This window comes from Paenibacillus sp. AK121, from assembly GCF_019042715.1.
GTDB classification, from domain to species: domain Bacteria; phylum Bacillota; class Bacilli; order Paenibacillales; family Paenibacillaceae; genus Paenibacillus; species Paenibacillus polymyxa_C.
Genome location: NZ_JAHPJM010000013.1, coordinates 18908 through 43476, shown reverse-complemented (window position 1 = coordinate 43476; position 24569 = coordinate 18908). Strand labels below are relative to the sequence as shown.

22 protein-coding genes are annotated in these 24569 nt (G+C 40.1%); 19 read left to right on the top strand and 3 right to left on the bottom strand.

Features of this window, described 5'->3' with window-relative positions:
* The first annotated feature begins 74 nt into the window (after positions 1-74).
* The 4 genes from KSP24_RS20340 to KSP24_RS20325 all read left to right on the top strand — a co-directional run bounded on the left by KSP24_RS20340 (position 75) and on the right by KSP24_RS20325 (position 3315).
* Positions 75-968, top strand: coding sequence for a helix-turn-helix domain-containing protein (locus tag KSP24_RS20340; protein ID WP_216976442.1), 894 nt, complete (start codon positions 75-77; stop codon positions 966-968).
* Between the two features lie 123 nt (positions 969-1091).
* Positions 1092-2420 carry a replication-associated recombination protein A gene (locus tag KSP24_RS20335; protein ID WP_216976440.1) on the top strand — a complete coding sequence of 443 codons (1329 nt, stop codon included), beginning with the start codon at positions 1092-1094 and terminating at the stop codon, positions 2418-2420.
* A gap of 47 nt (positions 2421-2467) precedes the next feature.
* Positions 2468-2815, top strand: a complete 348-nt coding sequence (locus tag KSP24_RS20330; protein WP_216976438.1) for an MmcQ/YjbR family DNA-binding protein — start codon at positions 2468-2470, stop codon at positions 2813-2815.
* 74 nt (positions 2816-2889) lie between these two features.
* Positions 2890-3315: a MaoC family dehydratase gene (locus tag KSP24_RS20325; protein WP_013369260.1), complete on the top strand. Its 426-nt coding sequence runs from the start codon at positions 2890-2892 to the stop codon at positions 3313-3315.
* A gap of 36 nt (positions 3316-3351) precedes the next feature.
* Here the strand turns inward: KSP24_RS20325 and KSP24_RS25375 are convergent, their stop codons facing one another.
* Together KSP24_RS25375 and KSP24_RS25680 are read right to left on the bottom strand one after the other, a co-directional pair.
* The gene (locus KSP24_RS25375; protein ID WP_253806569.1) at positions 3352-3534 is read right to left on the bottom strand and encodes a hypothetical protein; all 183 of its coding nucleotides are present in this window, start codon (positions 3532-3534) and stop codon (positions 3352-3354) included.
* 167 nt (positions 3535-3701) lie between these two features.
* The gene (locus KSP24_RS25680; RefSeq protein WP_367949371.1) at positions 3702-3884 is read right to left on the bottom strand and encodes a tyrosine-type recombinase/integrase; all 183 of its coding nucleotides are present in this window, start codon (positions 3882-3884) and stop codon (positions 3702-3704) included.
* A 507-nt stretch (positions 3885-4391) separates the two neighbouring features.
* Between KSP24_RS25680 and KSP24_RS20315 the strand changes: the two genes are divergently transcribed.
* On the top strand, positions 4392-4991 hold the full coding sequence (locus tag KSP24_RS20315; protein WP_064964317.1) for a hypothetical protein: 600 nt from the start codon (positions 4392-4394) through the stop codon (positions 4989-4991).
* A 167-nt stretch (positions 4992-5158) separates the two neighbouring features.
* Here KSP24_RS20315 and KSP24_RS20310 read toward each other — a convergent pair whose 3' ends face one another.
* Positions 5159-5761, bottom strand: a complete 603-nt coding sequence (locus KSP24_RS20310) for a lysozyme (protein ID WP_064964318.1) — start codon at positions 5759-5761, stop codon at positions 5159-5161.
* 395 nt (positions 5762-6156) lie between these two features.
* Between KSP24_RS20310 and KSP24_RS20305 the strand changes: the two genes are divergently transcribed.
* The 14 genes from KSP24_RS20305 to KSP24_RS20240 all read left to right on the top strand — a co-directional run bounded on the left by KSP24_RS20305 (position 6157) and on the right by KSP24_RS20240 (position 23116).
* Positions 6157-6693 (top strand): VOC family protein, encoded by a 537-nt coding sequence (locus tag KSP24_RS20305; protein ID WP_216976436.1) that lies wholly within the window; start codon positions 6157-6159, stop codon positions 6691-6693.
* Positions 6694-6755: 62 nt separating this feature from the next.
* A complete protein-coding gene (locus tag KSP24_RS20300; protein ID WP_064964319.1) occupies positions 6756-7451 on the top strand; it encodes a response regulator transcription factor in 696 nt (231 codons plus the stop codon).
* 2 nt (positions 7452-7453) lie between these two features.
* A complete protein-coding gene (locus KSP24_RS20295; protein ID WP_216976435.1) occupies positions 7454-8914 on the top strand; it encodes a sensor histidine kinase in 1461 nt (486 codons plus the stop codon).
* 3 nt (positions 8915-8917) lie between these two features.
* Positions 8918-10063 (top strand): hypothetical protein, encoded by a 1146-nt coding sequence (locus KSP24_RS20290; protein WP_216976433.1) that lies wholly within the window; start codon positions 8918-8920, stop codon positions 10061-10063.
* Positions 10064-10252: 189 nt separating this feature from the next.
* Positions 10253-12055 carry an acyltransferase family protein gene (locus KSP24_RS20285; RefSeq protein WP_216976431.1) on the top strand — a complete coding sequence of 601 codons (1803 nt, stop codon included), beginning with the start codon at positions 10253-10255 and terminating at the stop codon, positions 12053-12055.
* A 27-nt stretch (positions 12056-12082) separates the two neighbouring features.
* Positions 12083-12781: an SGNH/GDSL hydrolase family protein gene (locus KSP24_RS20280; protein WP_216976429.1), complete on the top strand. Its 699-nt coding sequence runs from the start codon at positions 12083-12085 to the stop codon at positions 12779-12781.
* Between the two features lie 46 nt (positions 12782-12827).
* Positions 12828-13838 (top strand): LCP family protein, encoded by a 1011-nt coding sequence (locus KSP24_RS20275; RefSeq protein WP_216976427.1) that lies wholly within the window; start codon positions 12828-12830, stop codon positions 13836-13838.
* 111 nt (positions 13839-13949) lie between these two features.
* Positions 13950-16775, top strand: coding sequence for a M14 family metallopeptidase (locus tag KSP24_RS20270; RefSeq protein WP_216976425.1), 2826 nt, complete (start codon positions 13950-13952; stop codon positions 16773-16775).
* A 211-nt stretch (positions 16776-16986) separates the two neighbouring features.
* Complete coding sequence (locus tag KSP24_RS20265) at positions 16987-18327, top strand: DUF418 domain-containing protein (RefSeq protein ID WP_216976424.1); 1341 nt, start codon at positions 16987-16989, stop codon at positions 18325-18327.
* A gap of 392 nt (positions 18328-18719) precedes the next feature.
* Positions 18720-19331, top strand: coding sequence for a hypothetical protein (locus KSP24_RS20260; RefSeq protein WP_254207908.1), 612 nt, complete (start codon positions 18720-18722; stop codon positions 19329-19331).
* A 398-nt stretch (positions 19332-19729) separates the two neighbouring features.
* Positions 19730-19945: a hypothetical protein gene (locus tag KSP24_RS20255; RefSeq protein ID WP_216976422.1), complete on the top strand. Its 216-nt coding sequence runs from the start codon at positions 19730-19732 to the stop codon at positions 19943-19945.
* A gap of 11 nt (positions 19946-19956) precedes the next feature.
* Entirely contained in the window at positions 19957-20406 is a 450-nt protein-coding gene (locus KSP24_RS20250) for a hypothetical protein (RefSeq protein WP_216976420.1), read from the top strand.
* A 383-nt stretch (positions 20407-20789) separates the two neighbouring features.
* Positions 20790-20942, top strand: a complete 153-nt coding sequence (locus KSP24_RS20245) for a hypothetical protein (RefSeq protein WP_170973128.1) — start codon at positions 20790-20792, stop codon at positions 20940-20942.
* Between the two features lie 1136 nt (positions 20943-22078).
* Positions 22079-23116, top strand: coding sequence for a hypothetical protein (locus KSP24_RS20240; RefSeq protein WP_216976418.1), 1038 nt, complete (start codon positions 22079-22081; stop codon positions 23114-23116).
* Positions 23117-24569 lie beyond the last annotated feature (1453 nt).

Sequence of the window (24569 nt, the reverse complement as noted above, 5' to 3'; positions counted from 1 at the left end):
CGATAAAGGCAAAACCGGGAAAATAAATGATACTTTTCGGACATTCTACATTTTTAGTAAAGGAGGTTTATGTAGTGGTTCGCATATCAAAGCAGAAAAGAAATATAGAACGTCTTAAATATCAACCTGTACTACCTTATCCATACGATGTAGAAATTTTTCGAGTCTCTGATCTTAAACAACGGACATCCAAAGAAAGGATGAGTGTAACTTATAGATATGAATTCTATATGCTTATATGTGTTACTCAAGGTGAGTGTATACAATGGGTCGATTTTGAGCCGATTTCCTGTAGCACTGGAACCTTTCTTGCCATATCCCCAGGTCAAGTTCATAATTTCGGACATGATGAGAATTGGGATGGTTGGATTATTTTGTTTCGTTCGGAGTTTCTTATACCTAACACATCAACATTAAATGAGCTTAAACTAGCTTTTGATTTTGGAAGGCTACCAAGCATTCTAAATTTAAATCATAATGAGTTGCGTCGTAGCATCGCTTCTATCGAACAAATGATCGAAGACTTGTTGATTGAAGGGACAGAAGAAGATATTCATATGTTGTTGCGTTACCAACTCTACGCATTTGTAACTTGGCTTAGTATTCTTAATAAATGCAAACGGATGAATGAAACAATAGATTCTCAAACATCGCTGCGTTTTATAAGCTTCCAGAAACTCGTTGAAAAATACTTCGCTAAGTTGAGCCATGTCAGTGAATACGCTACTCGTCTAAACTGCACGGAAAAAACTCTAACTCGAGCAACTATGGCAGCAGTTGGAATAAGTGCAAAGGCTTTCATTTCGGCCCGGATTAATCTTGAAGCAAAACGTCTGTTAATGCATACGGACTATTCTATTAGTGACATTGCGGAAAAACTTAACTTCAAGGAAGCAACCCACTTCAGTAAATTTTTCAAACGTGAAACAGGTTGTACGCCTGCAGAATTTCGACAGCAGCATCTTTGAAATTATTAACTTACTCGAGTGTCTACTACTATATTTCATAATTGAATAAAACACTAATTGTAGTTATATATTAATGTTATCTTATGAAATCTTTTAAAATGCGTTGTTTAAGGAAGTGATTTTATGATCCAAGGATCTTTATTTGATGACGAGTATGATCAGGGACGGCCTTTAGCAAATCGGGTACGTCCACAAAATTTGGAAGAATTTGTAGGTCAAAAACATTTGCTTGAACCCGGAAAAGTATTACGTGAAATGATTGAGAATGATCAAGTTTCATCTATGATTTTTTGGGGGCCACCAGGAGTGGGAAAGACAACGTTAGCTAAAATAATCGCCAATCAAACCCAATCTAAATTTATTGATTTTAGCGCTGTGACTAGCGGTATCAAAGATATTCGTAGTGTCATGAAAGAAGCTGAAGGAAACAGGCAATTAGGTGAGAAAACACTTTTATTTATTGATGAAATTCATCGTTTTAACAAAGCACAGCAGGATGCCTTTCTGCCTTATGTGGAAAAAGGAAGCATTATATTGATTGGAGCAACAACCGAAAATCCATCGTTTGAAGTGAATTCAGCCTTGCTTTCTCGTAGTAAAGTGTTTGTGCTTCATCCGCTCAATCATGCAGATATTTTAGAGCTATTACAGAAAGCATTAGCGAACCCAAAAGGGTTTAATAATCAATCAATCGAGATCGAAGAAGGCGTTCTATCAGCGATTGCTGAATATTGCGATGGAGATGCCAGAATAGCTTTAAACACACTAGAAATGGCTGTATTACACAGGAAAAAATCAGATGGAGCCATTGTAGTGAATAAAAATGATTTAGTACAAATGTTAAATCGCAAGTCATTATTATATGACAAAAATGGTGAGGAACATTATAACATCATATCTGCTTTGCATAAGGCGATGAGAAATAGTGATGTTAATGCTGCAATTTACTGGTTATCGCGCATGTTGGAGTCCGGAGAAGATCCATTATTTATTGCCCGAAGATTGGTCAGATTTGCAAGTGAAGACATTGGTTTAGCAGATAACCGAGCTTTGGAGATAGCAGTAACTGTCTTCCAGGCTTGTCAGTTTATTGGTATGCCAGAGTGCGATGTACATCTAACCCAAGCTGTCATTTATCTCACCTTGGCCCCGAAGTCCAACGCAGCTTATTTGGCCTATAGAGCTGCCAAAAAAGACGCCCTGCATTCCGTAAATGAACCTGTTCCCTTGCATTTACGAAATGCTCCGACTAAGTTGATGAAAGAACTGAATTACGGGAAAGGTTATAAATATGCCCATGATACACAAGAAAAATTAACAATGATGCAGACCATGCCAGATTCTCTCATCGGACGGGAATATTACCACCCCACTATACAAGGATCTGAAATGAAATTTAAACAACGGATGGAAGAGATTTCAGCATGGTATGCAAACCACAAAGAAACCTAATTGCGTCTAATATATAGATGATCCAATAGAAATCGAGGTAATTCGTCATGACAATAGAAGAAATTATTGAGCATTGCTTATCATACCCAAGTTCATATGAAGATCACCCTTTTGGAGACGGATGGACTGCGATGAGACATCAAGGGAACAAAAAAATTTTTGCCTTGATATACAATCATGATGAGCATCTTTGCGTCAACCTAAAATGCAACCCTGATCATGCTGATTTTTTGCGAAAAGCGTTTAAAGAAGTAAAGCCTGGTTATCACATGAACAAGGAACATTGGAATACAGTAATATTAGATGGTAATCTACCAGAAGATGAAGTTCACGATATGGTGCATCATAGCTTCGAATTGACCAAGCCAAAAAGCTCCAAAAAACATACTAGCTAGAGAGTAAACTCCTTGTTGACAATTAAATTTTGCGGAAGTCATTATGTAAAAGTATCCGTTTCGAGAGGTGTAATATGAAGTTTAATGAATTCTTTGTAGGGCAGCGGTTCGAGACTGATTCTATAAAAGTAACCAAAGAAAAAATTATAGAATTCGCATCTGAATTTGACCCTCAGTACATGCATTTGGATGAGAAGAAAACTCAGGAAGGCATATTTGGAGGAATTATTGCTTCAGGAATCCAAACATTAGCTCTAACATTTAAACTATGGGTAGAGTGTGGTTTATACGGTGAGGATGTAGTGGCTGGTACTGCTATGGATAATATCCGATTTATGAAACCTGTATACCCTGATGATGAGTTACATGTAGTTGTTGAAGTCATTAATCTAGAAGATAACCGAAAGAATACAGGAATTGTAACTGTGAATTTATCCACTTTTAATCATACGACTCAAAAAATTTTTGAAGGGGATCTTTCTGTAATAATAAAAAAATAACGTATCTTTAAATAAATGAAATTGACGGGATATCCCTCATTCACGTATTGGGATAATACCAGCGTCGCTGTCACCAAGTGCAAGCGTATGGGTTAGATTGGAAATTTGCGGATAACCTCGTTGTACTCGTTTGTGTTTCGGTAATGGCGAGCTTGAATACACCTCTAATGACTTGCGGCTTTCATGGCCGGAGTACGGTTGTATGAGTGCGTCGTCAATTCTCTTCTTTTTCAGCCAGGTTAGTAGGAAGTGGCGTAGTTTATGTGGCGTAAGGTTTTATGTAAGACCGGCTTCTTCTGAATACTTGGCTAAAATTTTCCAAATACCTCGATCCGTATATTTCTTCTTCCACGATGACTCAAATAGATACATTGCCTGTTTTTTCTTCATCGCGTCAACATACATGGCCAGTACTTCTTTAAATGACTGCGGGAAAATGGAACAATGCGATCCTTGCAGTCCTTTCCGTTATTAATGCGAATTTGGCAGCAATGAAAATCAATGTCCGTCAGCCGAATATTGATGAGTTCGCTTACCCCGATTGCGGTATACATGAGCGTCTTAACAATCAGTGTCCTGAGGTATAACGACAGGATGATTTCCTGAAATTTTCCAACAAAAAAATGACTTGGGTAGGTTCAATATGGGCGTATTGTTGTTTGTGTTTAGATAACATAAAGTTAACCTTATTCATAAATAATGTTAATTTTATGTCATTCATCGCTTCAATTGCTCTGATATAATTTCTGCTAGGTAGATGAGTTTTGCTTTCAGAATGTGGGTCAGATAAGCCTACAATGGTTACGCGAGGTGCGAGTGAGCCTCCCAGTAAACAAGTAACAACTCAACCGGAACAAAATACTGAGGCAAAACTGATAAAGGCATCGGAAAATAAAGAAAAAGTATCACCCCATTTGTTATACAGCAGTGAAGGATTACTCGCTGTATGGAAGTAGCTTTTAGCACATAGTGATATAAAAACGATGGAATAGGAGATTTTAATCCATACGGGGATTAATTCAGTTAGCAAGCGAGTAAACATGCGAAAACATAACTTTATAGTAGGAGTGTGAGATATGAAAAAAACATTATTGGCTTGTATTATGATAGTGTTGATGCTAGCATCAGCTTGTGGAAATGTTGACACGACATCAAATCCAAATACTTCTAGTGAGCCTAAACCTGAAACGGAAGAGTCTATTATTCCAAAAAACACATCCGAATATTGTACTGTAGAACGTATAAGTCTGGATAGTGAAACTGAAAAATATTTCTATGGAACTTGGAAAGTTGAGAAGCTTTTAGGATTTGCAAATTCATATAATGATGCTTCTGAATATCCAACAGGGCAAAAATTTATTGGAGACGAAATTATAATCAAAAAAGACTTTTTTTCATCAAAAGGACTTAAAAACTATAGTAATTATCAATATGAATTAAAAAATCCATTATATGAGATTACAGCGACATGCCATAACTCTGACTCTTTTTATAGATTATATAAAATAGATATCCCAGACTTAAATATAAATGATGTAGTAAAAGCAATAGATATAAGTGACCCTTCTACAAAACTTAGCATACCTGTAAGTGTAAGTTTTTTTGTTGTTAATAACGATAGGCTTATCTTGTTATCAGAGGCAACTATTTTTGAACTTAAAAAAATTACTGATTAAATGAATTAAGGTTATGTAATAAGTTCTGTGCTAATAAAATAGAAAATATCCAGGAAGGTAAGTATATCCTATAAGCGATTCTGAAAATGCCTGTGAATATAATTTTTTAAACAAGAAAGGTCAGCCTTTAGGCTGACCTTTCTTGTTTATGTCGTATAATGATTAAACTATAGTGTATATACTGGATATTTGTGAGTGTACTTCCTTCCTTTGCAAAATAAAGTTGCTTCTTCATTTCTTCTTTTTTGTAAATTTCTATCATATGAAAATGCTTTGCTGACTAATTTTGAACAAGTATCAATTTGACTTTGTGAAAGTGGACCAACAAAAGTTGGATATATATGCGCATTGGCAAGCATAGCTTTTACATCATTGGTTTTTAGCACCCCAGGACCTGCATTGAAAGTGAGCGAAACAAGTGCATCAAACTGAGATTGTGAAAATTTATGACCGCTAGGAAGTACCAAGTTATTTACTGCCGCTACAGCACTTGCAGTATCATTAGAAAAAAAAGTATTTGCTTTAGACTGAGAAATTGGTGAAGTATAACCTAAATTTAAAGATTTTGATAGAGCATCAGCTTGTACTTGAGAGAGAAGAGAATCATTTGGATTACCTGTTGTATTCTTAGTATAAACTTTAGACTTTGTTATCAAATGTCCCCATCCAACTGTTGGATACCCATAAGGATCTCCATAAAATTTCAAGGAAAATCCCTCATGTTTTTTGATAAGGTTTGCTCCATCTGTGCCTAAAGAAAAATTTGCCATAATAATCACTCCTGAAATTAATATTAGTAGAAGAACAATAAGGAGGAATCATAGACAGAGCACCATTCCCAAGTTTTCTGCAATGCCGTATTGCCTTCACATATATAAAGAGAAATGAGTCTCTTTGTTACAACCACTCTCCAAATTTTATTTCAATTCACTAATATCAAAAGTTTGTATAACCTCAATCATTTTGACATAGAGTTCCTGTTAATCTATAGGAGGAATGAAAATGAAATTTAACAAGTTGTTTTGTGGATAAATGAATTCGAAGATACGAAGGTATTTTACTCCAAATTGAATTATTTAATTGCGGATGATAAGGATGATAATGAATTTACGGTTTATATGGGCTACACGCAAGTGGTCTTCAAAAAGGCGGATGATCGATCTTAGTGCAGTATGGTAAGCCTTATTATCATATAGCCATCAACATTCCAGAGAATAAATTTACAGAAGCGAAAAAAAGGGTATCTTCTCAAATCAGTCTTATTGAAGAGGATCACGAAGATGCAGTGTTTTTCGATTTCTGGAATTCTCATTCATACTATTTTGAGGACCTGTCAGGAAATATCGTAGAATTCATTGCTAGGCATAATATGAAAAACCAAAAGGATTATCCATTTTCGATGAAGGATTTGATCGGGGTGAGTGAGATCGGTATCGTTTCGAAAAACGTTCCAAATACAGTGAAAAAGTTAAATGAACTGGGGATACCGAACTTTGGAGAGTCATCTGAAAACTTTGCTCCCATAGGGGATGAGCATGGTCTATTCATCATTGTGCATAAAGGAAGAGAATGGTTTTTTTCAAACGGAAAAGAGGCCGTATCTTATCCAGTAGAGGTATGGATTGAAAACATCGGACACATCACTTTCACATCAGACGAAGATTTCGTTATTCATGATATACATTTGATTGTTTTTCCCTGATTGATTAATATAATGGGCGATGTCCTAAACCTGTCGTATTAAAAATAGAGATGAGGATTACGATGAATAAAGCAAAGATTCTTATTATTGAAGATGATGCCCCGATTGCCGACTTGCTATCGTACGGACTTTCTATGGAGGGGTTCCAGACATGCATAGCGGCCAGCGGAGCAGCGGGAATGCATGAACTGCAGTCGTTTCAGCCCGATTTGCTGCTGCTGGACTGGATGCTGCCTGACCAGAGCGGCCTAGACATTTGCAAAAAGGTGACTACGAATTATAACATACCGATCTGCATGATTACCGCTAAATCGGATATTACCGATAAAATTCTCGGTCTTGAATTCGGAGCCGATGATTATATTACCAAGCCTTTTGATCTGCGTGAAGTTGTTGCACGCATTCGAACCATTTTACGCAGAGTGGAGCAGGCGAGCAGCCCCGACAGGGAAACAACGAAAGCCGTCATTCGGTTTAAAAACATTGAGGTGATCGAAGAAGAACGACTTGTCCAAAAAAAAGGTCGTCCCGTTGAGCTGACCCCCAAGGAATTTGACCTGCTTATGATGCTGGTTAAACATCCGGGCAAAACTTTTTCACGTTCCGAACTGCTTGATTTGGTATGGGGTTATCATTTTGCTGGAGATACACGTACAGTTGATACGCATATCCAGAGACTCCGCAAAAAGCTGGATGACACCGAATGCATTGCTACCGTCTTCGGAATCGGGTACAAATTTAAAAAAATGGGTGAATAAGCATGATACGCAAAATCAGCATCAAATTTCTGATCGGTTTTTTTCTGATCTTTTCGCTTTCTTTTGTCGTGCTTAATCAGACCGTCAAGGAATTTATCCGAACAAGCAATCAGAACCTGGTTACCTCGGAACTGGTCGGACTGAAAAATAACAGCAATGTTTATGTGCGCCAAGCGTTCCTGATTAACCATTTCAGCAGCAATGAGCTGTATTTTGGAGGAATTGCCAAGGAGATAGCAACTGATCTGAACCATACCACGAACAGCAGTATTGGCGTGTATACGGTGGAAGGCAAATTGCTGTATGCCCCGGACAACTCCCCGTTTCAGCAGCAAATGCAAAGCGATCTGCAGCAGGCGATTGGTGGCAATACAGCGTACAGCATTACTTATGATCGTAATAAGACGACAGTCCTCTTCTCCTACCCGGTTGTTATAGACGGTTCAAAGGTGGGCATACTGCGTTTTTACAAGGATTTCAGCTCACTCTACGAACAAACCGGACAGATTCGGGAGATTACCCTCTATATGGCCCTAGCGATTTTTGCGGCAGCCTTTCTGTTTTCCTATATTCTTTCCAGGCATATTACCATCCCGCTGACCAGATTGACGCAAGCATCCACCGAGGTGAAAAACGGGAATCTGGATATCCGTCTTCATTTTAAACGCAAGGATGAAATTGGCCGATTAGCTGAGAATTATAACGATATGATTGATCAAATCAGTAGACAGATCCATATTATTGAGAAGGACCGGGACCATTTGAAGCAGCTTCACCAGCAGGAAAAGCGCTTTTTTGACAATATTACTCACGAACTGAAAACGCCATTAACCTCAATTCTGGGATATGCGGAGTTGATCAGGCTGAACGGTGAGAAAGACCGTGCTTTTTTTGACAAAGGAATGAATCATATTATCGAGGAGAGCAGGCGCCTGCATGCGATGGTGCTAAAACTGCTGGAAGTCTCACGCAAAAATATCATGCTCAAGGAGCTTGATCGGGTGGATATTGGGTTAATCCTGCAGGATGTGTGTGAATCGATGATGATCCGAGCGCAGCGCTATAAAAAGACCATTGAATATGAGATCAATGAGGAATTGTTCATGTGGGCTGATGGGGACAGAATTAGACAGATGTTCATCAATTTGATAGATAATGCGATTAAATATAGTTTGCCGTTTTCGGCAGTATCTGTAAAAGCAGTACGGGCAGAAGAAAAGATCCGCCTGATCTTCAGAAATCCAAGCGATCCGATTGAGGCAGAACATCTGTCACGCCTGTTACAGCCATTTTATCTGGCTCATTCCGACAGCGCAGAAGAAGGCAGTGTAGGATTGGGGCTTAGCATTGTGAAATCCATCGTTGAAGAATTTGCGGGTTCCATCATGATTACCAACGAGCAAAATGAAACCATCGTTACGGTGGAATTTGATGCTCTGGAAACCGCACGGAACGGAGAATAAATAATGGGCAATAAATATAAACATTTTGTAATGCTTGTGGTCGTATCTCTCGTAGTATTACTGCTGTCAGCATGCGTTTCAGAACCAAAAACAGAGACCGTTGTCATCGCCGATAGTAATGAAGTTTCCAATGCCGATCAAAGCTCTCGTCCGTTTCAGGTCCAAAAAATATATCGGCTTCCAGAGCGTTTTGCAAATAGGGGTCAACTGCTGGGCTGGTCGTCTGGAGATGCCGTCATCGCATCGTTCGGAGCCATGACCATACTGAAGCGAGGTACGTTGGAACGTTTAACTTATCCGTATGAGCAGAGCAAGGTCATATCCGGAATCGGCAAGGTAACTTCCAATACGATACTTTCTCCCGATGGGAAATATATTTGCGAAGTTTCCCCTTCTTCCTTGGAGACAAACTTAAAGCTTATTTCCTTACAGGATGGCAAGGAAAGGGAAATAGACAGGATCAGCACCAGGAACGAGTCTTATGTACAATATGTTTCCTGGTCGGCTAACAGTTCGTATATCGGCTACCTGGTAGAAAATCTGGTTGATAACGGAGCTGATAGCCTATATATCTACGATATGGGGTCTCAAACTTCCAGCAAGTATCAGTTAAAAGGGATCGTAAAGGGAGACACCCTTTTGAGTGTTAATCTTGCAAATGATGGCCGCAGCGTACTGCTGCAGTTATTGCGTGCAAAACAAGGTCAGAACAAGGTACTAACCCTGGGGAAGGTTTCCGGGAAGAATATTGAATTTCAATATGAACGTCAGATTGGTGGAGATTCAGTAGCCTGGATGAATAACGACCAGTTTGTGTTTCTCGGAAAGGATAGTTCATTGTACGAATATGATCAGCGAAACGGCGAGCTCTCTGTCATTCTAGAAAAAGTGCTTGATTTTGAATTCTCGCCTGACAGGAAAAATATCGCATACACCGTGTATGATCAAAATATCACTTACGTAGGCAAGGTGCAGGGAAGAAATATACTGTACAACGAACCGGTGTATCGCGGAATTGTGCCGAAGCATATGTACTGGAATCCGAACAATAAAAGTGTACTGCTTCAAGGACAAAAAAAATTGGATTCCTTGCAGACTTCCCCAATGGATTCTCCTAGCGAGGAGTCATTGATCATTGTATTGAAATAGCAATTATGATCGCCATATTTGTATATGTCAAAAACTAAACCTTATTTCGGTTGTTCAGCCGGAATAAGGTTTTTCTTTTTGCAACCGTTGTGACAATTTGTTTACATGTTGATCAAACTTTCGCGACATCTTTTTTCTATAGTAAATGAAGCAAGATCAATAGCCTATAAGGACAAGGAATGGACCATAGTGAATGGAAACCGGAATTTACACCTGAATCAACCAACAAAACGTTATATGACCGGTCTGGATGGGCTAAGGGCTATCTCCGTGCTTGCTGTTATTGCTTATCATCTTCATTTCAGATGGGCAGAGGGTGGGCTGCTGGGGGTGGAGATTTTCTTCGTCCTGTCGGGATATCTGATTACGGACCAGATCCTTTATGAGTGGAGGACACGCAGCGGTTTTTCCATTGTGCAATTCTGGATAAGACGAATGCGCAGACTACTGCCGGCAATGATCTTTATGCTGACTGTAGTGGTATTGTGGCTTTTAATTACCGATTTCTCTAGACTGCAGACATTAGGAGGCCATTTTGTATCCTCGCTTTTTTACGTAAACAACTGGTATCTCATTTTTCATCATGTTTCATATTTTGAGAGCTTTGGCCCTCCTTCTCCAATCGGACACCTCTGGTCGCTTTCCATTGAGGAACAGTTTTACGTAATCTGGCCGCTTGTTCTACTGATCGGTCTGTGCTTTGCACCGCAACGAGGCAGACTGATGTTATACATTCTGGGTTGCGCCATCGTATCCGCCATAGCAATGGCCATTATATACGAACCCGGAACCGATCCGAGCAGGGTGTATTACGGCACGGACACACGGGCGTCTGCCATTTTGATTGGAGCAGCTCTGGCGGTTATCTGGCCCAGTTGGAGACTGAGTGACAATGTATCTTCTTCGTCCCGGACGATGCTGGATATGACTGGCCTACTGGGCATTGTAATGCTGTTTATTTTGATCGGTCAGACCAACGAGTTTGATGATTCGCTGTATCGCGGCGGTTTTCTTTATTTATCACTCATTACGGCGGTTGTCATTGCTGTACTGGTTCATCCGGCCAACCGACTGGAACGATGGCTCGGCTGCCGGCCTCTAAGCTGGATCGGTAAGCGATCTTACAGTCTGTATATATGGCATTATCCAATCATTATTTTGTCAAGTCCGGTGGTAAATACCGAAGATGCCAACTATATGCGTATTGCTCTGCAAGTAACGGTCAGCTTCATAACGGGGGGGCTTTCTTACAAATACATCGAAGAGCCTATCCGTCGCGGTACCTTTTGGATCAACCTAAAATCACTCCGCAGGTCGGCCGATGGCAACCAATTAGGTCTTGTCGTCATTGTTATCGCCATTATTCTAGTCCTGACATCATGGAAGACGAATTCACCAGATCCTGTGCCTGATGCGCCAGCAACTGTAAGCCGGGAACCCGTCCAGACAGAAAAGCTGCAATGTGGTTGTTCCGATGACAATCATTCTGCTGGAAATACAGACCATTTGGCTGAAGGAAGTGGGGTCACAGCGATTGGGGATTCCGTCATTCTGGATGCCGCCCCGTTTCTGGAAAAGCAGTTCCCTGGTATTGTCATTGATGGTAAGGTGGGACGACAAATGTCACAGGCCAAGGATGTGCTTAATGACCTGCGGGCACAGGGCAAACTTGGCCATAAAATTATTATCGAACTCGGTACAAACGGTGTTTTTAACCGGAGTCAACTGCATTCCTTGCTGGCTTCATTGCAGGATTCTCGGCAAATTTATCTGATAACGACCAGAGTACCGAGAGGATGGCAGAATACCGTAAATGACAATCTGCGTGAAATTGCTGGTGAATTTCAAAATGTACGACTTATCGACTGGTATTCGGCCAGCGAAAACCGCAACGATCTATTTTATGACGATGGTGTTCATCTGAAACCAGAAGGAGCTCAGTATTATGCCTCGGTTTTGATTGATGCTATCAAACAGGATAAAACCTACTAGCATGTTAAAGGAAAGGATGAACTAGGTATGAACAAAAAAAATGTCGGAAAAGTGAGGGCATTATGGGGTTTTATGATTCTTCTTATCGTCATAGGAGCCATAGGGCTCCATCTACATTCAAAGCAAAATTCGGATGATAACGAACCACGCGGCAAGGATTCTTCTCTATACAATCTTGATGCGATGCAGCCTGCTGCACAAAAGCCTAGGGCTTCCAGTACCAGCGGAGAACAAGCTCAACCATCCGCGTCCTTAAACGGCGAGGGCGTCACGATGATTGGAGATTCGGTTACGGTCGGAATTGAGCCTTATTTAAAAGAGCAGCTTCCGAATATGACGGTAGACGGCAAGGTTGGCCGGCAGATGTCTCAAGCTGTAAAAGTCATTAATGAATTAGCCGTCCAAGGCAAACTGGGAGACCAAGTCATTATCGAACTCGGCACCAACGGTCCGTTTAGCAAAGACCAACTGCACGACGTACTGCAATCCCTTTCTGGAGCCAGACAGGTAATCTTGGTCACCACCCGGGTTCCGAAAGGATGGCAAAACACGGTGAATGACACGATTGCACAGGTCGCCGATGAGTTTAGCAACGTCAGCGTGATGGACTGGTATTCAGCCAGTGTATTCAAAGATGAATACTTTTATAAAGATGGCGTCCATTTAAAACCAGATGGTAGCCGATATTACACTTCACTCCTCGTAGCAGCCTTGCAAAAATCTTAAATACAGAAGGGACAGGCGCGTTCATCATCCGGAAAGGAAGAATGATATGACACAGAGGAAAAAGAGGATATTGATTGTAACATTGTTACTTGTGGTCGCTGCTGTAAGCTTTATCTTTTATTATTTCTTTTCGATTTACAAAGGGCTGGAAGGATTTAATAAGGCTCCGGCAAACTCCCCGTTCATTAATGTAAGCACCGATAATACCGAAGCTCTGGAAACTCCAGAATGGGAGGGAAGCGAGCCTGTCAATATTTTGCTGATGGGTGTGGATGCCCGTGGAAGCGCCAAGGGCGAGGTACCCAGATCCGACAGCATGATGGTCGTTTCGTTGAATCCTACCGATAAGCATATCCATGTGTTTTCGATTTTGCGTGACACCTATACGGATATTCCCGGATACGGCAAAAACCGAATCAACACCGCTATTACGCATGGGCCGGATACGGCGATGAAAGCAGTCAGCGAATTGCTGGGGGTGCCTGTTCATTTTTATGTATATACCGATTTCCAGGGGTTTATTAAACTCGTGGACTCTGTAGGCGGACTCGATTTTTATGTCGAAAAGGATATGTACTATGAAAGCAAGGCCGATCTGCATGAGTACGATATTAATTTAAAGCAGGGACAGCAGCATTTTAACGGCAAAACGGCACTTCAATATGTCCGTTTTCGTCATGATGCCATGTCCGATTACTCCAGAACAGAAAGACAGCGCCAATTTATTACGGCATTAGCCGAGAAGGTCAAAATAACGACTTCCATTATGAAGCTTCCTTCCATTCTAGAGGAAATCAGTCCGTATATCGATACCAATTTGTCAGTTTCCGATATGTGGAATTTGGCTTCGGTAGGGTATCAAAGTTCATTAAGGGAAAATGAACAAATACCGCCAATGAAGCTATTAAAAGAAACTTATGTGGGCAAAGCGGCTGTTCTGGATGTAAAAAGTCGAACTGATTTGAAGCAATTTGTGCAAAGTACCATAAACTCCGACGCTTCTCATTCGATGACAGACAATCCTTCCGGGCAGAAGCAGAAAACAGATCTTGAATAGGATTGGACAATATATAAAATCGTAATTTGCCGGACAATAGTCTGTTAAATGCTCTTTATGAATAAAGAAGAGCACAACATGGTCTTCCGGTTATCCATAGGGGGAAAAAGAATGAGTACAAAACCGATGATGAGGTTCTGCTTGGCGTTAACTGTATCCGCCGCCATGCTTCTGGAAATCACTGCTCCGCACATAGCTATGGCTGATGCTGCGCAACGCGCAAAAAGTACGTTGTTGAACGATAAACAGAGTCAACCAACAAAAGCAATTTCAACGCAGGTTAAAAATAAGTTTAAAAATACCCCGACACTGAAATTGGATAACAATCTGGCATCCATGACGAAGAAAAGAAGCATTAAAGCCAGATTCAAGCTTCCGAAGAATACTGATATAAAGAAGATAAGCTGGACATATGGTGGCAAGCCATTATCGGAATGGAAATCGTACAAGGATCGCGATTACAAGGGTGCCCCCTTTATCACCGTTACTCAGGTCAAAGCAGACAACGGAGAAGTCACTGCCAATATCAATTTCGGTCTTACTTACGGTACGGATAATCTTGCCGAACCGAGTCTGCAGCGTCCACTGTACGCCTCGTTGATGGGAACCTATGAACTAGCTGCTGCCGTCAACGGCAAAATCGTTGCCCAGGCCCCCATTAAGTTGGTCCCCTACGACAGCTTCCGTACGTATGATGAACTGAAGCCGGAGATTGATGCGATTACGGCACAGGCAGCTCAAAAAAACAACAGATACATTAAAACGATGTCGATCGGTAAATCCGTTGAAGGCCGCGATATTTATATGACTGTGGTTGCCAAAGATCAAGCAACGATTGACAAATATCAGAATGTAACTCATCCTGACATGCTGAATCATCCTGCAAAGCTGGAGAACGATATTAAATCAGGTGCATTCGGAGATTATCAAGTGCCCATCTGGATCAACAATATTCATCCAAATGAAGCGCCGGGCTTTGATGCGATTATCAATTATTTTAAGACCATGGCCCTCGATAAAAATGTTACGTACAAAACGACCTCATCCAATGGAAAATCGAGTACAGTAACTCTGAATATGGATGATGCGCTTGATCATGTATTTTTCCTGTTCCTGTATACGGAAAATCCGGATGGAAGGGTTCATACCGAACGTGCAAATGCTGAATATTTTGACTTGAATCGGGATAATTCCTATCAAACCCAGCCTGAAACACGCAGTGTCACAGAGCAAATCGCCAAGTGGTCGCCGATTTCTTTCCTAGATCTGCATGGGTTTGATAAGAATTTTCTGATTGAGCCTACCACACCGCCTCACGATCCGAATATTGAATACGATCTGCTTATGGATAATATGGTAGAACAGGCAAAAGTGATGGGTGAAGCAGGCATAGCAAACACAAAGTATGATTACTACCATATTCCTTATGAAGAACATCGGAAAACGGTTGAAAATCCTAAATATGTTTCCAAGGGAACTGCTTCGGGATGGGACGATGCGTCTCCAGCGTATACAGCCGTCTTCGCCATGCACCATGGTGCAATGGGACATACGCTGGAAACACCTGAATCGAATGAAGAGTCGACCAAAGCATTGTATTATAGTGTCGCTGCAGCAACCGATTATGTTATGCAAAAGAAAGAAAAGTTATTTTTGAATCAGTTAAAAGTATATGAACGTGGAGTTAATAATATCGATGATCATGCCGTAGATCGGTATCTAGTCAATGCAAAAAATCAAGTCATTGGTCGCCCCCGTCACGGTAATGAGAATTTTTTTCCTGAGTATTACGTTTTGCCGACCGATAAAAGTCTTCAAAAAAATCCGCTGGAAGCTTATCGGATGATTGAGTATCTTATCCGCAATGGAGTAACGGTTGAACGCTCGACAGAGGCTGTAAGTACTGCTGGCAAGACCTACCCCGCGGGTTCATTTATCATAAATATGCACCAGGCTGAGCACGGCATTGCAAACATGGTTTTATATGATGGTATTAACGTCTCGGATTATGCTTCCGTAGCTGGCGAGATTGTGCAGGACTTTCCCGTCATGCGAGGATTTGAACGTGATGTGATTAGAGAAGCCGGCGTGTTTGCGGGCAAAACTTCTCCGGTGACTTCCGTATCGATCCCGGCCACACCAATGCAGAATCATTCTGCCTATGTGTTAATCCGAAACACTAATAACGATGCCATCAAAACCGTTAATGAATTGCTTAAATCCGGCAAAGTGGTTACGATGCTATCCAAAAGCGGAACAGGATATGAAGCGGGTGACTTTGCAGTGGCCTATGATGATCTGCATCCGCTAGTGTCAAAATACTATCTTGATGTCACGGCATTCGGCAATAACAAACCCGTTGGTAAAGTTCTTAAACCTTCTACGGTAGCCGCTCTCGGCGAATCGGCTTATGTGCTCAAAAATCTCGGTTTTAAAGTGACCGATGATCAGCAGCATGCCGATGTGTTGGTGAATACATTCGATTCCGATAAACTTGTCGAGAAAGGGAAACCATACATTGCTTATGGAAATATGGGGATGGGTAACGTGAAAAACTGGATTCCTCAATTTGCGTTTGCTGGACCGACATGGGAAAGATACGAAGGGGTCTTCCTAGCGAATGTCAAACAGGATCATGTGATTACAGCCCCTTACGATAACGAAGAATACTTCTACACCGTTACAGGTTCTTACATTACGAAACTACCTAAAGCTGCAAAAATTCTTGCAACCATTAGTAATAAAGAAAACTTCTTCAAAGCGGGCTGGTGGCCAGGTCACGATGCTGCAAGAGGAAAGATTATGGCCTTCACCTATAAGGAAAACAAAAAGAATATTACTGTTTTCTCTAACGATCTAACCAATGGCGCTCATTCGCAGCAACAATTCCGTTTGCTGGCCAATTCCATTTTTAATGCTGTTCCCAGCAAATCCTAAGTAATTTTGCAAACAGCCTTATTCCGGTGATCAGCCGCGAGTAAGGTTGTTTTTTTGTGATAAACTCGTTTCGTCCGTTGTGACATTTTGTTTGCAACTTGATCAAACTTTAGCGACATCTGCACGCTATATTGGATTATAGCGTAACATCATCTTGTACATGCGGGTTGATGAAAAATACGAGTCCAGGATTTTCAAGGAGGAATGCAAGTTGCTAAGCAGTATCAAACTGATAAACAGATCCGTCAGAGAGTATGAGGAAGAGGCCAATATCAAAATACGAGCCTTTTCCGTAAATAGCCAATTGAAAAATGAAAATCAAGTAAATGAAAAGACGGTTGCTAATAAATTAGATGAAAAAGAAGTAGATACAGCAGGTATATCCAATTCATCCTACGACGTTACACAAACCGATATTCCTTCTCGAAGCTCTGTAGAAGAGTCGAAAAGAAGGCGGGGCACCGGGCGTCTTGTAGCACTTGATGCAGTACGAGGAATGGCGGTGCTGGGAATGTATTTGCAGCACTTCGGATCGAACCCAAACGTTTCTGCGATTGTTTCCGGAAACACGACACTATTATTCGTATTGTGCGGGGGTATATCTTATTCCATTATGGCACAGCGCATGATGGAACGGGGAGCGGATACGGCCGCTTTCCGTGCGCGAATGCTGGCACGCGCCGTATTTGTTGATATTATCGGGTATTTGCTAATTATGCTGAACACTTCATATGGCATCATTCTGCCTGCCTATGCAGCTATGTTTGTGTTGGCCCTAATGTTATTTCGCCGTTCGACCCGCACCATTGTTACAACAGCAGCAGCTTTGCTCGTGACAGCCCCACCGCTAATGATTCTTGGATCAAGCATTTTCTCGAAAGCTTATCTTCTTAGTGATATCGCGGGAGGTCCGATGTCTGCTCTCGCCTTGACTCCTGCATTTGTTGCCGGTATGGCCATTGGCCGCTTTGATCTCACCAGATTACGCACAGCTCTCTTACTCGCAGGCAGTGGTATCGTTATGCTTGTTATTGGTAAAGCACTGGCCGCTTTTATACTTCCGAATTGGAATCTTCACTTTGAACAATGGCTGATAAGTGTGCAAGGAGTTGTTCCTGTACAACCGACGGATGTGTACGCAATTTGGCCTCTTAATACGGAGACACCGATGTGGCAGCTCCTTTTGGGAACGGCTCCACACACCGCTTCGACATTCCAGACGATGATAGGATTAGGGATTTCATTTCTGGTAATGGGAGTTGCGTGCCTCGTATCGAAAAAGGCTTCCGCTGTATTAATGCCTTTCGCAGCAGTCGGCCGTGTGGCTCTGACCATGTATGCCATTCAATTTGTAGTGGTTTGGATTCTAGATTTGACAAAGATTGGGCACATCCTAGAGGGAGTTCCGTTCGGCGACGTAATGATCGCAGTGACAACACTGCTGCTGGGATTGTTGTTTGCTAAGCTTCCTGTTGGTCCGCTTGAAGGATTGATGCGCCGCTTTGACCGAGTGTTTAGCCCTGCCCAACCAGTTTCACAAACAGTAAAGTAGATAGCCTTCTTGATACTCTATATTTATAGTCATAAAAGACATCGGATTATATATTTAAAACGGACTGATCAAAAAAGATACCAGATAAGAGCTATAAGATGATTATTGAACAGATTGAAAAGGAGAAAATAATAGAAAATATTAATACTTAATTTCTTCGAAAGGGTGGGTTCCATTGTGAACCCACTCTTTTTCCATTGAGTACAGTTATGGTTTTTTCTGTAAACAAAATCACTAATTTGTCCGATACATACATAAGGATGATTTACTGTTAAATATACCCTTGAAAATTATGATTTCACATATCACTAAAATTAGACTTCGGTTTAAGATAACCAACTACTTGATACATACAGCCTATGTAAATGTGACGACTAGAAAGGAGATAGAGCGTGAATTGTGAAGAGGTTTTTCGACATTTTACAAATGAGATCTATGAACCCCTAAAGCATCGAATGTTATTCGCATTGGAAGTCTATTTCCAAAATCATAAGCGTGTTTTGGCTAAGGCATTTCGCAATTCACTGGAGCAGACATTTGAGAAAGTCAAGTTGATGCAGCAAGAAGGTAATAAACACGCCTTGGGATATATATCTTATTCCATGCTTCGTACCGAATTAGCAAATGGAAGGGCGACCTATTTAATAGAGGCGATGGACAAAACATGGTTTATGGATCTCCATACTTGTCGAGATACCTATAATGCGGCTTGGGCATTTCGCTACTTGGACGAGTGGGAGACGGAATTAAGTAAGCACGCTAAGAAATACGGTGGAAGAATCGGATTAGATGATATTCAGAGGATGAAACTGCACGTGGCAGTACATGTCCATCAATATATCATTGCTTTGGCGCGTTTTAGTATAACAGAAGAATGGTTGGATGAAATTCAATATGCTCATGAGATGCAGTTGGAAGATGTGTTCGAAGTGAGAATCGGAGAGTATTTAGACCACAGTGAAGTAGCTATAAACGGGATGTGCGTGTCAAAGATTCCATTGTGATTAAAGACTGGCTAGAGGAAAAAAAGCCATTAAAGTCATAACGGAACCAGATGCTGTTATGAAAAAACGATAAACAGCTCCAAACAAGAAAATGCCCGTCTGTTAGTAAGAAGCAGCATTTTTATTTGCCGTTGGAAGGAAAGAAACATTCTAAAGATGACGGAGCTTCACCAGGAGGATCGCATAAGAAGGATGATCACACTTCTGAGGGTGGAGGAGAAAAGTCAAGCGAACTAACAGGGGAAACTCCCAAAAATGAGGGGAGTCATAAAAGTGTAGGTAATCATTCTGTAACCAAAGTGATGTAAGAAAACGCAGCAAAATATAGAGAGAATCTTAACTATGACTGTTCAGAAATAGCAGATGATCTAGTACAAGCAGCGGGTGGAAAAGGTGAAGTGCTAACTATTAGATCGTCCGAAAAATTCAGGCAGATAGAGGTAACTGAATATGGGTCGAAGGTTGATTTTGACTATCATACGGTTTATTCAGATGGCAAGTATATTTACGATCCGCGATACAGTGAAGTGCCGATTCCTAAGGATGCCTATCTTGAAAAACTGAAACAGTCCAATGGCGGGAATATCGAAGTTACTACAGAAAAACTGGAATAGAGGTGAGGGTAATGCAACGGAAAAGCTTTTATTTTAAACATTCGTCAGAAATAAGAAAGAATGAAAAGTTGGCGTATACTATTTCAAAACTTGGGTCTTTCGAATGGGTTAGAACTGTTATGTTTTTTGAGGATGATATATATAAATTACCTCCAGGATTCTTCTTTAGGTTTTCTAACGGGGATGAAATATATAATCAATTGAAAGAATGTATAAGATCGTTTGATGGAAAGCTTAGTTGGATTATGTATATGAGTAAAGATACAAAGCATAAAAATTATATTATTGAACCCACTGAAGTGTACATGGCAAAGTCTACAGATGAATTTCACGAGCATTACAATGTAAAAGAGATTTTAAAAGATAGATACCGCTATATATGTGAGACACCGTTTTGTAAGCATATTGAGACTTGGTTTAATTTGGAGGATGCAAGACCTGTATTACCTAAAATGCCATAAGTGATATTTATTAGGTGCATATAAAGTTTAAAGAGAGGGACATTTATTTAGCGGAAGAGAATGAACATACCTGGGGTCAATATCACATTAAAAACACAGCGCAGTCCACTAGTCAATGCAGCAACTGCTGTCGTCCAAAGACTATGTTATGTTTGTCTTCGCTGTGCTAGGTGGGCTTGACTATAATAATCCAAGAAATTGGGTTCGAAAAACGAAAAGGACCTTGCCATGTAGGACACAATGGAGGTGGGAACATTTGAAGCCTTGGAATGTGCCCTCTCGCCCCAAGGTCAATGTAAAGTGGAGTATTAGCATGGAGATGCTAACGGATTGGTACATGGCAAGCCGTTAAAACAAGTCCCTCAGAAATAAGGGTGCTAGGTATGGTACACGAAGGATCTACCATTTACATTGGTTCCGATGAGAATGCAGCTGTAGGACTGGATTATCGACGTAAGGGAGTAGAAAATGTGTGCGTTACTGGTGCATCCTCTGGCCTGTTAGTGGTTCTTGGAATCCAACTTTGGCCATGGTAGTTTTACCTATAATTTGGCCGATACTTTGAGTAAAACAGTCCAAGTCTGAAATCCCCCTCTAAAGGAGTGATCACTTGACTCAATCAAAACTAGTTCGGTAATGACCCGACTTTGATGTCATTGTGGCGTTTTGAAGAAGGTTGGTTGGATGTAGTTATCTGTTTAAAATTGCATATGAGGATCGATTACATGAGAACTCGTTATTTTCAGTGAGTTCTTTTTATGCACAACTAATTTTTAACATAGAACTTAACAAGACATACACCTGATTCATCCTCAAATAGGTATTATCTTATGAGCATAATTTCTATCCAATGACAAGCATTAGAAACTGTGTGAGAGATCTATTGATTTAAATAAGAATCAAACTTTAACAGTGAATGTAATTAGTATATCTTTTACTCATGAATATCTATTTGAAAATATCTAAATAAATATACAGTTAACAGTTCTGCAAATCGATTATTTACACTCGTAGCTGACCTTCTGTCTGGACAATTCGGTGAATTTAGTATTTCGGCCTACTCAGAGTTTAGCAAAAGCTGAATTTTTTTATATTTTGATCTACCGCTAGTCATAGAAAATATAAAGTCTCAAGTTAATATATAATTAATCTCATTTGTAACAATAAAAACAGCATATTTTGTACTTATTTTGTCTCATTTATGAGCATTACTCACAGTGGAAAACGGGCTTAAATACTATTCATGGTGTTAAAGGCGAAACACATTAAGCAACTTACTTCTTGAATCAAACTTTCATAGAAATGGTGCGCAAGTGACATTTTAGATTATATATCAGGAGAGGATTATGATTTAGAATTGAGTGTAGTACCAGATATAAGAAAAGCGTTAAAGCTTGCGTACGTAGCCTTTAGCAGACCTAGATACTTCGTTGGAGTCACATTTGATAAATCTAATGTAAGCATAGCAAGAATAGATAAACTAAATTGAAGTGTTTGAAATTTAATGGAAGTTTAAATTTGGAAAAATGTGGTCATTACAAGGGATTAAAGTCATAACACTTTGTAAGCTTTCTTGATTCTAAGTCAAATGGGAATAGAAAATTTCTTAGTGGCTTTGTTGACTGAATCGAGATGAAGGTAATGCTCTTAGAAATTAGTGAGGAGGATATGCATGGGTGGTAGAGATACTATTAAGGGAGTTAAGGCACAAGGAATGGTAGCGGTTTTAGAGTCGCTCTTGAGAGACGACTGGAAAGTAGTACGTATTGAGCCTGAAAAGGTTGGGGGAAAAGCAGATAAAATCGATATTCAATGGGATTTAAATGATGGTAAATGTAGAATTGCCCAAGTGAAAAGCTCTGAAAATCCGATACAGAAAAGCAGTTTAAAAACCTATCTAAATGATCTTATTCAAGAGAACCCTTCAGCGGATGCATATGATTTGCATATTATCGGACCTTTAACCGCCAGTGTTCATGAGTTTGTTAATCAGGTTAACAATGGAACGTTGATTGAATCAGATTTAAATGATTATCCTGCTTTAAAACAACAAAAAGCTTCATCTAAGATTATCGTCAGAGGATTCAATTTCGTAGCGTTGGAAGCCATGGTATATAAACTACTACACGAATTTTATGATCGTAAAGGGATCGTGGGTAAAGCGAATGAAATATCAGTGAGGACAAAAGCGCTGTTGAACGATTTTGATATTCTACCAATCTTAAATAAGCCTTTAACAAAAAAAAGTTTGGAGGAAAAGTTAGCTGAATGGACAAATAAATTTGCTATTGGAGATCTTGATTTAAATGAACGACAGCTCATGAAGGAATCGCTTCAAAACCTAGAGGATCAGTTTAGGGCGCTTACAACAGGATTATACGGGTTTCCGCATGATACTCTTAGAGAAAAGGTATCTCGCTTAAATCATTATGATGCATATAGTAAGGCCTTTACAGTTCGTACAGTTCAAAGCCGATACCTCAAAATCTTAAATGAACTTGAAACGTATGAAAAAAAGAGAGAAAGTATGCTCAAATTAAAGGCTCAATATGAAGAAGCAAAACATTATGGGACTCGAAGCGATAACCTTAAGCATTTAGCAAATCTAATAGATAAATTGTCAGTGGAGATTGAAGAGGGAATGAAAAATTCAAGATCATTTAAAGAATTTATAGAGTTCTTAGAGGAGTTAAATCGAGAATTATATTGATTATAAATATGATGATGATCTCTCTTACGCATACTTAATTGGACGGGAACTGGTCTTTGTATAGAAAGATTATCTACGTTAAAAAGATGATAGCTACAAAGGATAGGTTCTGATAATATTTTTATACTTAGAAAAAGTGAGTTATAGTCGTTATGGCTTTGGAGGATATCTATGGAATTTGAAATTACAGACGAAATGTGTAACAAAAATCGAGGAGTGGGATTCTTGTATACCAACTGGATGTAACTGGGGCAAAGTATGCATATACATTTATTCCAACTGGGATTGGGCTTGTAGTAAACGTAAGATGTGATGTATGTAATAGAGTATTAGGTCTCTCAGACGACTTTTAAGCAATTCGGAAAATCTAATCGCTTAGTGCATCTCGCAGAAAACACTCTAAAGATCCTTCGAGATTTTAGAGGAGCTCTAGGAGGTGCACTTTTTCTATTTCGCTTTTGCCTATTTTGTACATGTTATCTACATTTCTTTTAAAGCAATTGCCTCTTTGATTAATCGATGTACAACTTGTAATTCCTGGTTGGATAAAGACAATAATGGTTGGCTCTGCGGGTGTGCTCTTTAGCTTAGTTACTATTTGCTCGTGAGTGCTGTAATCTACGGTATGAGCGTTTTCCATAAGAACGATTCTTGCAATGTCGCTGTATTTTTTGGTACTAAGGATTATGATGCTCCTTATAAGTCTACTCCTCCTTAACAAAAAAAGTTTGACACTTTGATTAAGGCTTACAGGTGAATGAAAAACTGAATTTATATCTGTAAAAGAACCCATTTTTTAATATCTTCTCAAAATGGATTCTTTTTATTTATCGCAAATCTGAGTTGCGCTGACGGGAAACGTAAGCTTATTTTAGCAGCTGGTAGTAGCAGTCTCTATGATGGTAAGAGAGGAGGAGACATTACGACTCTAGCTCACGAAACGTAGGGCTACCCAAGGTGGATGAATAGGTCTGTTTTTCTCCTTTATGACTTGGCCCTAGGTCTACCCTAAGATATATGCTTAATTTGCATTCGAAACTGATGGGCCTGTCCGTTCATCAAATTATCCGTCCTGCATTAATGAAAATCAATACAGGATGTAATGGAATCAACGAGATGTACGCAAGAATCCTCTTTTGGATTCCTGAAAAACTGGTTACTCAATTTAGAGAGGATTTTTTCGTAAAACTTATACTATGATGTACACCTCAATCAATCATGGCACTCAAGTTGCATGAAATTCTTGCCCGCTAATTCATTAAGCTAACGGAAGGATGATCCACATGAATAACCCGAACGATCTATTAAGAAGTTTAAAATCATTGTCCGGTCCTTTTCCTTCATTTGATGTAAACATGTTACTAGAAACCCCAGGACAATTGTTCTTGCAATGGCTAAACCTAGCGATTGAGAATGGGGTGAAAGAGCCACACGCGATGAGCTTTCTACGGTT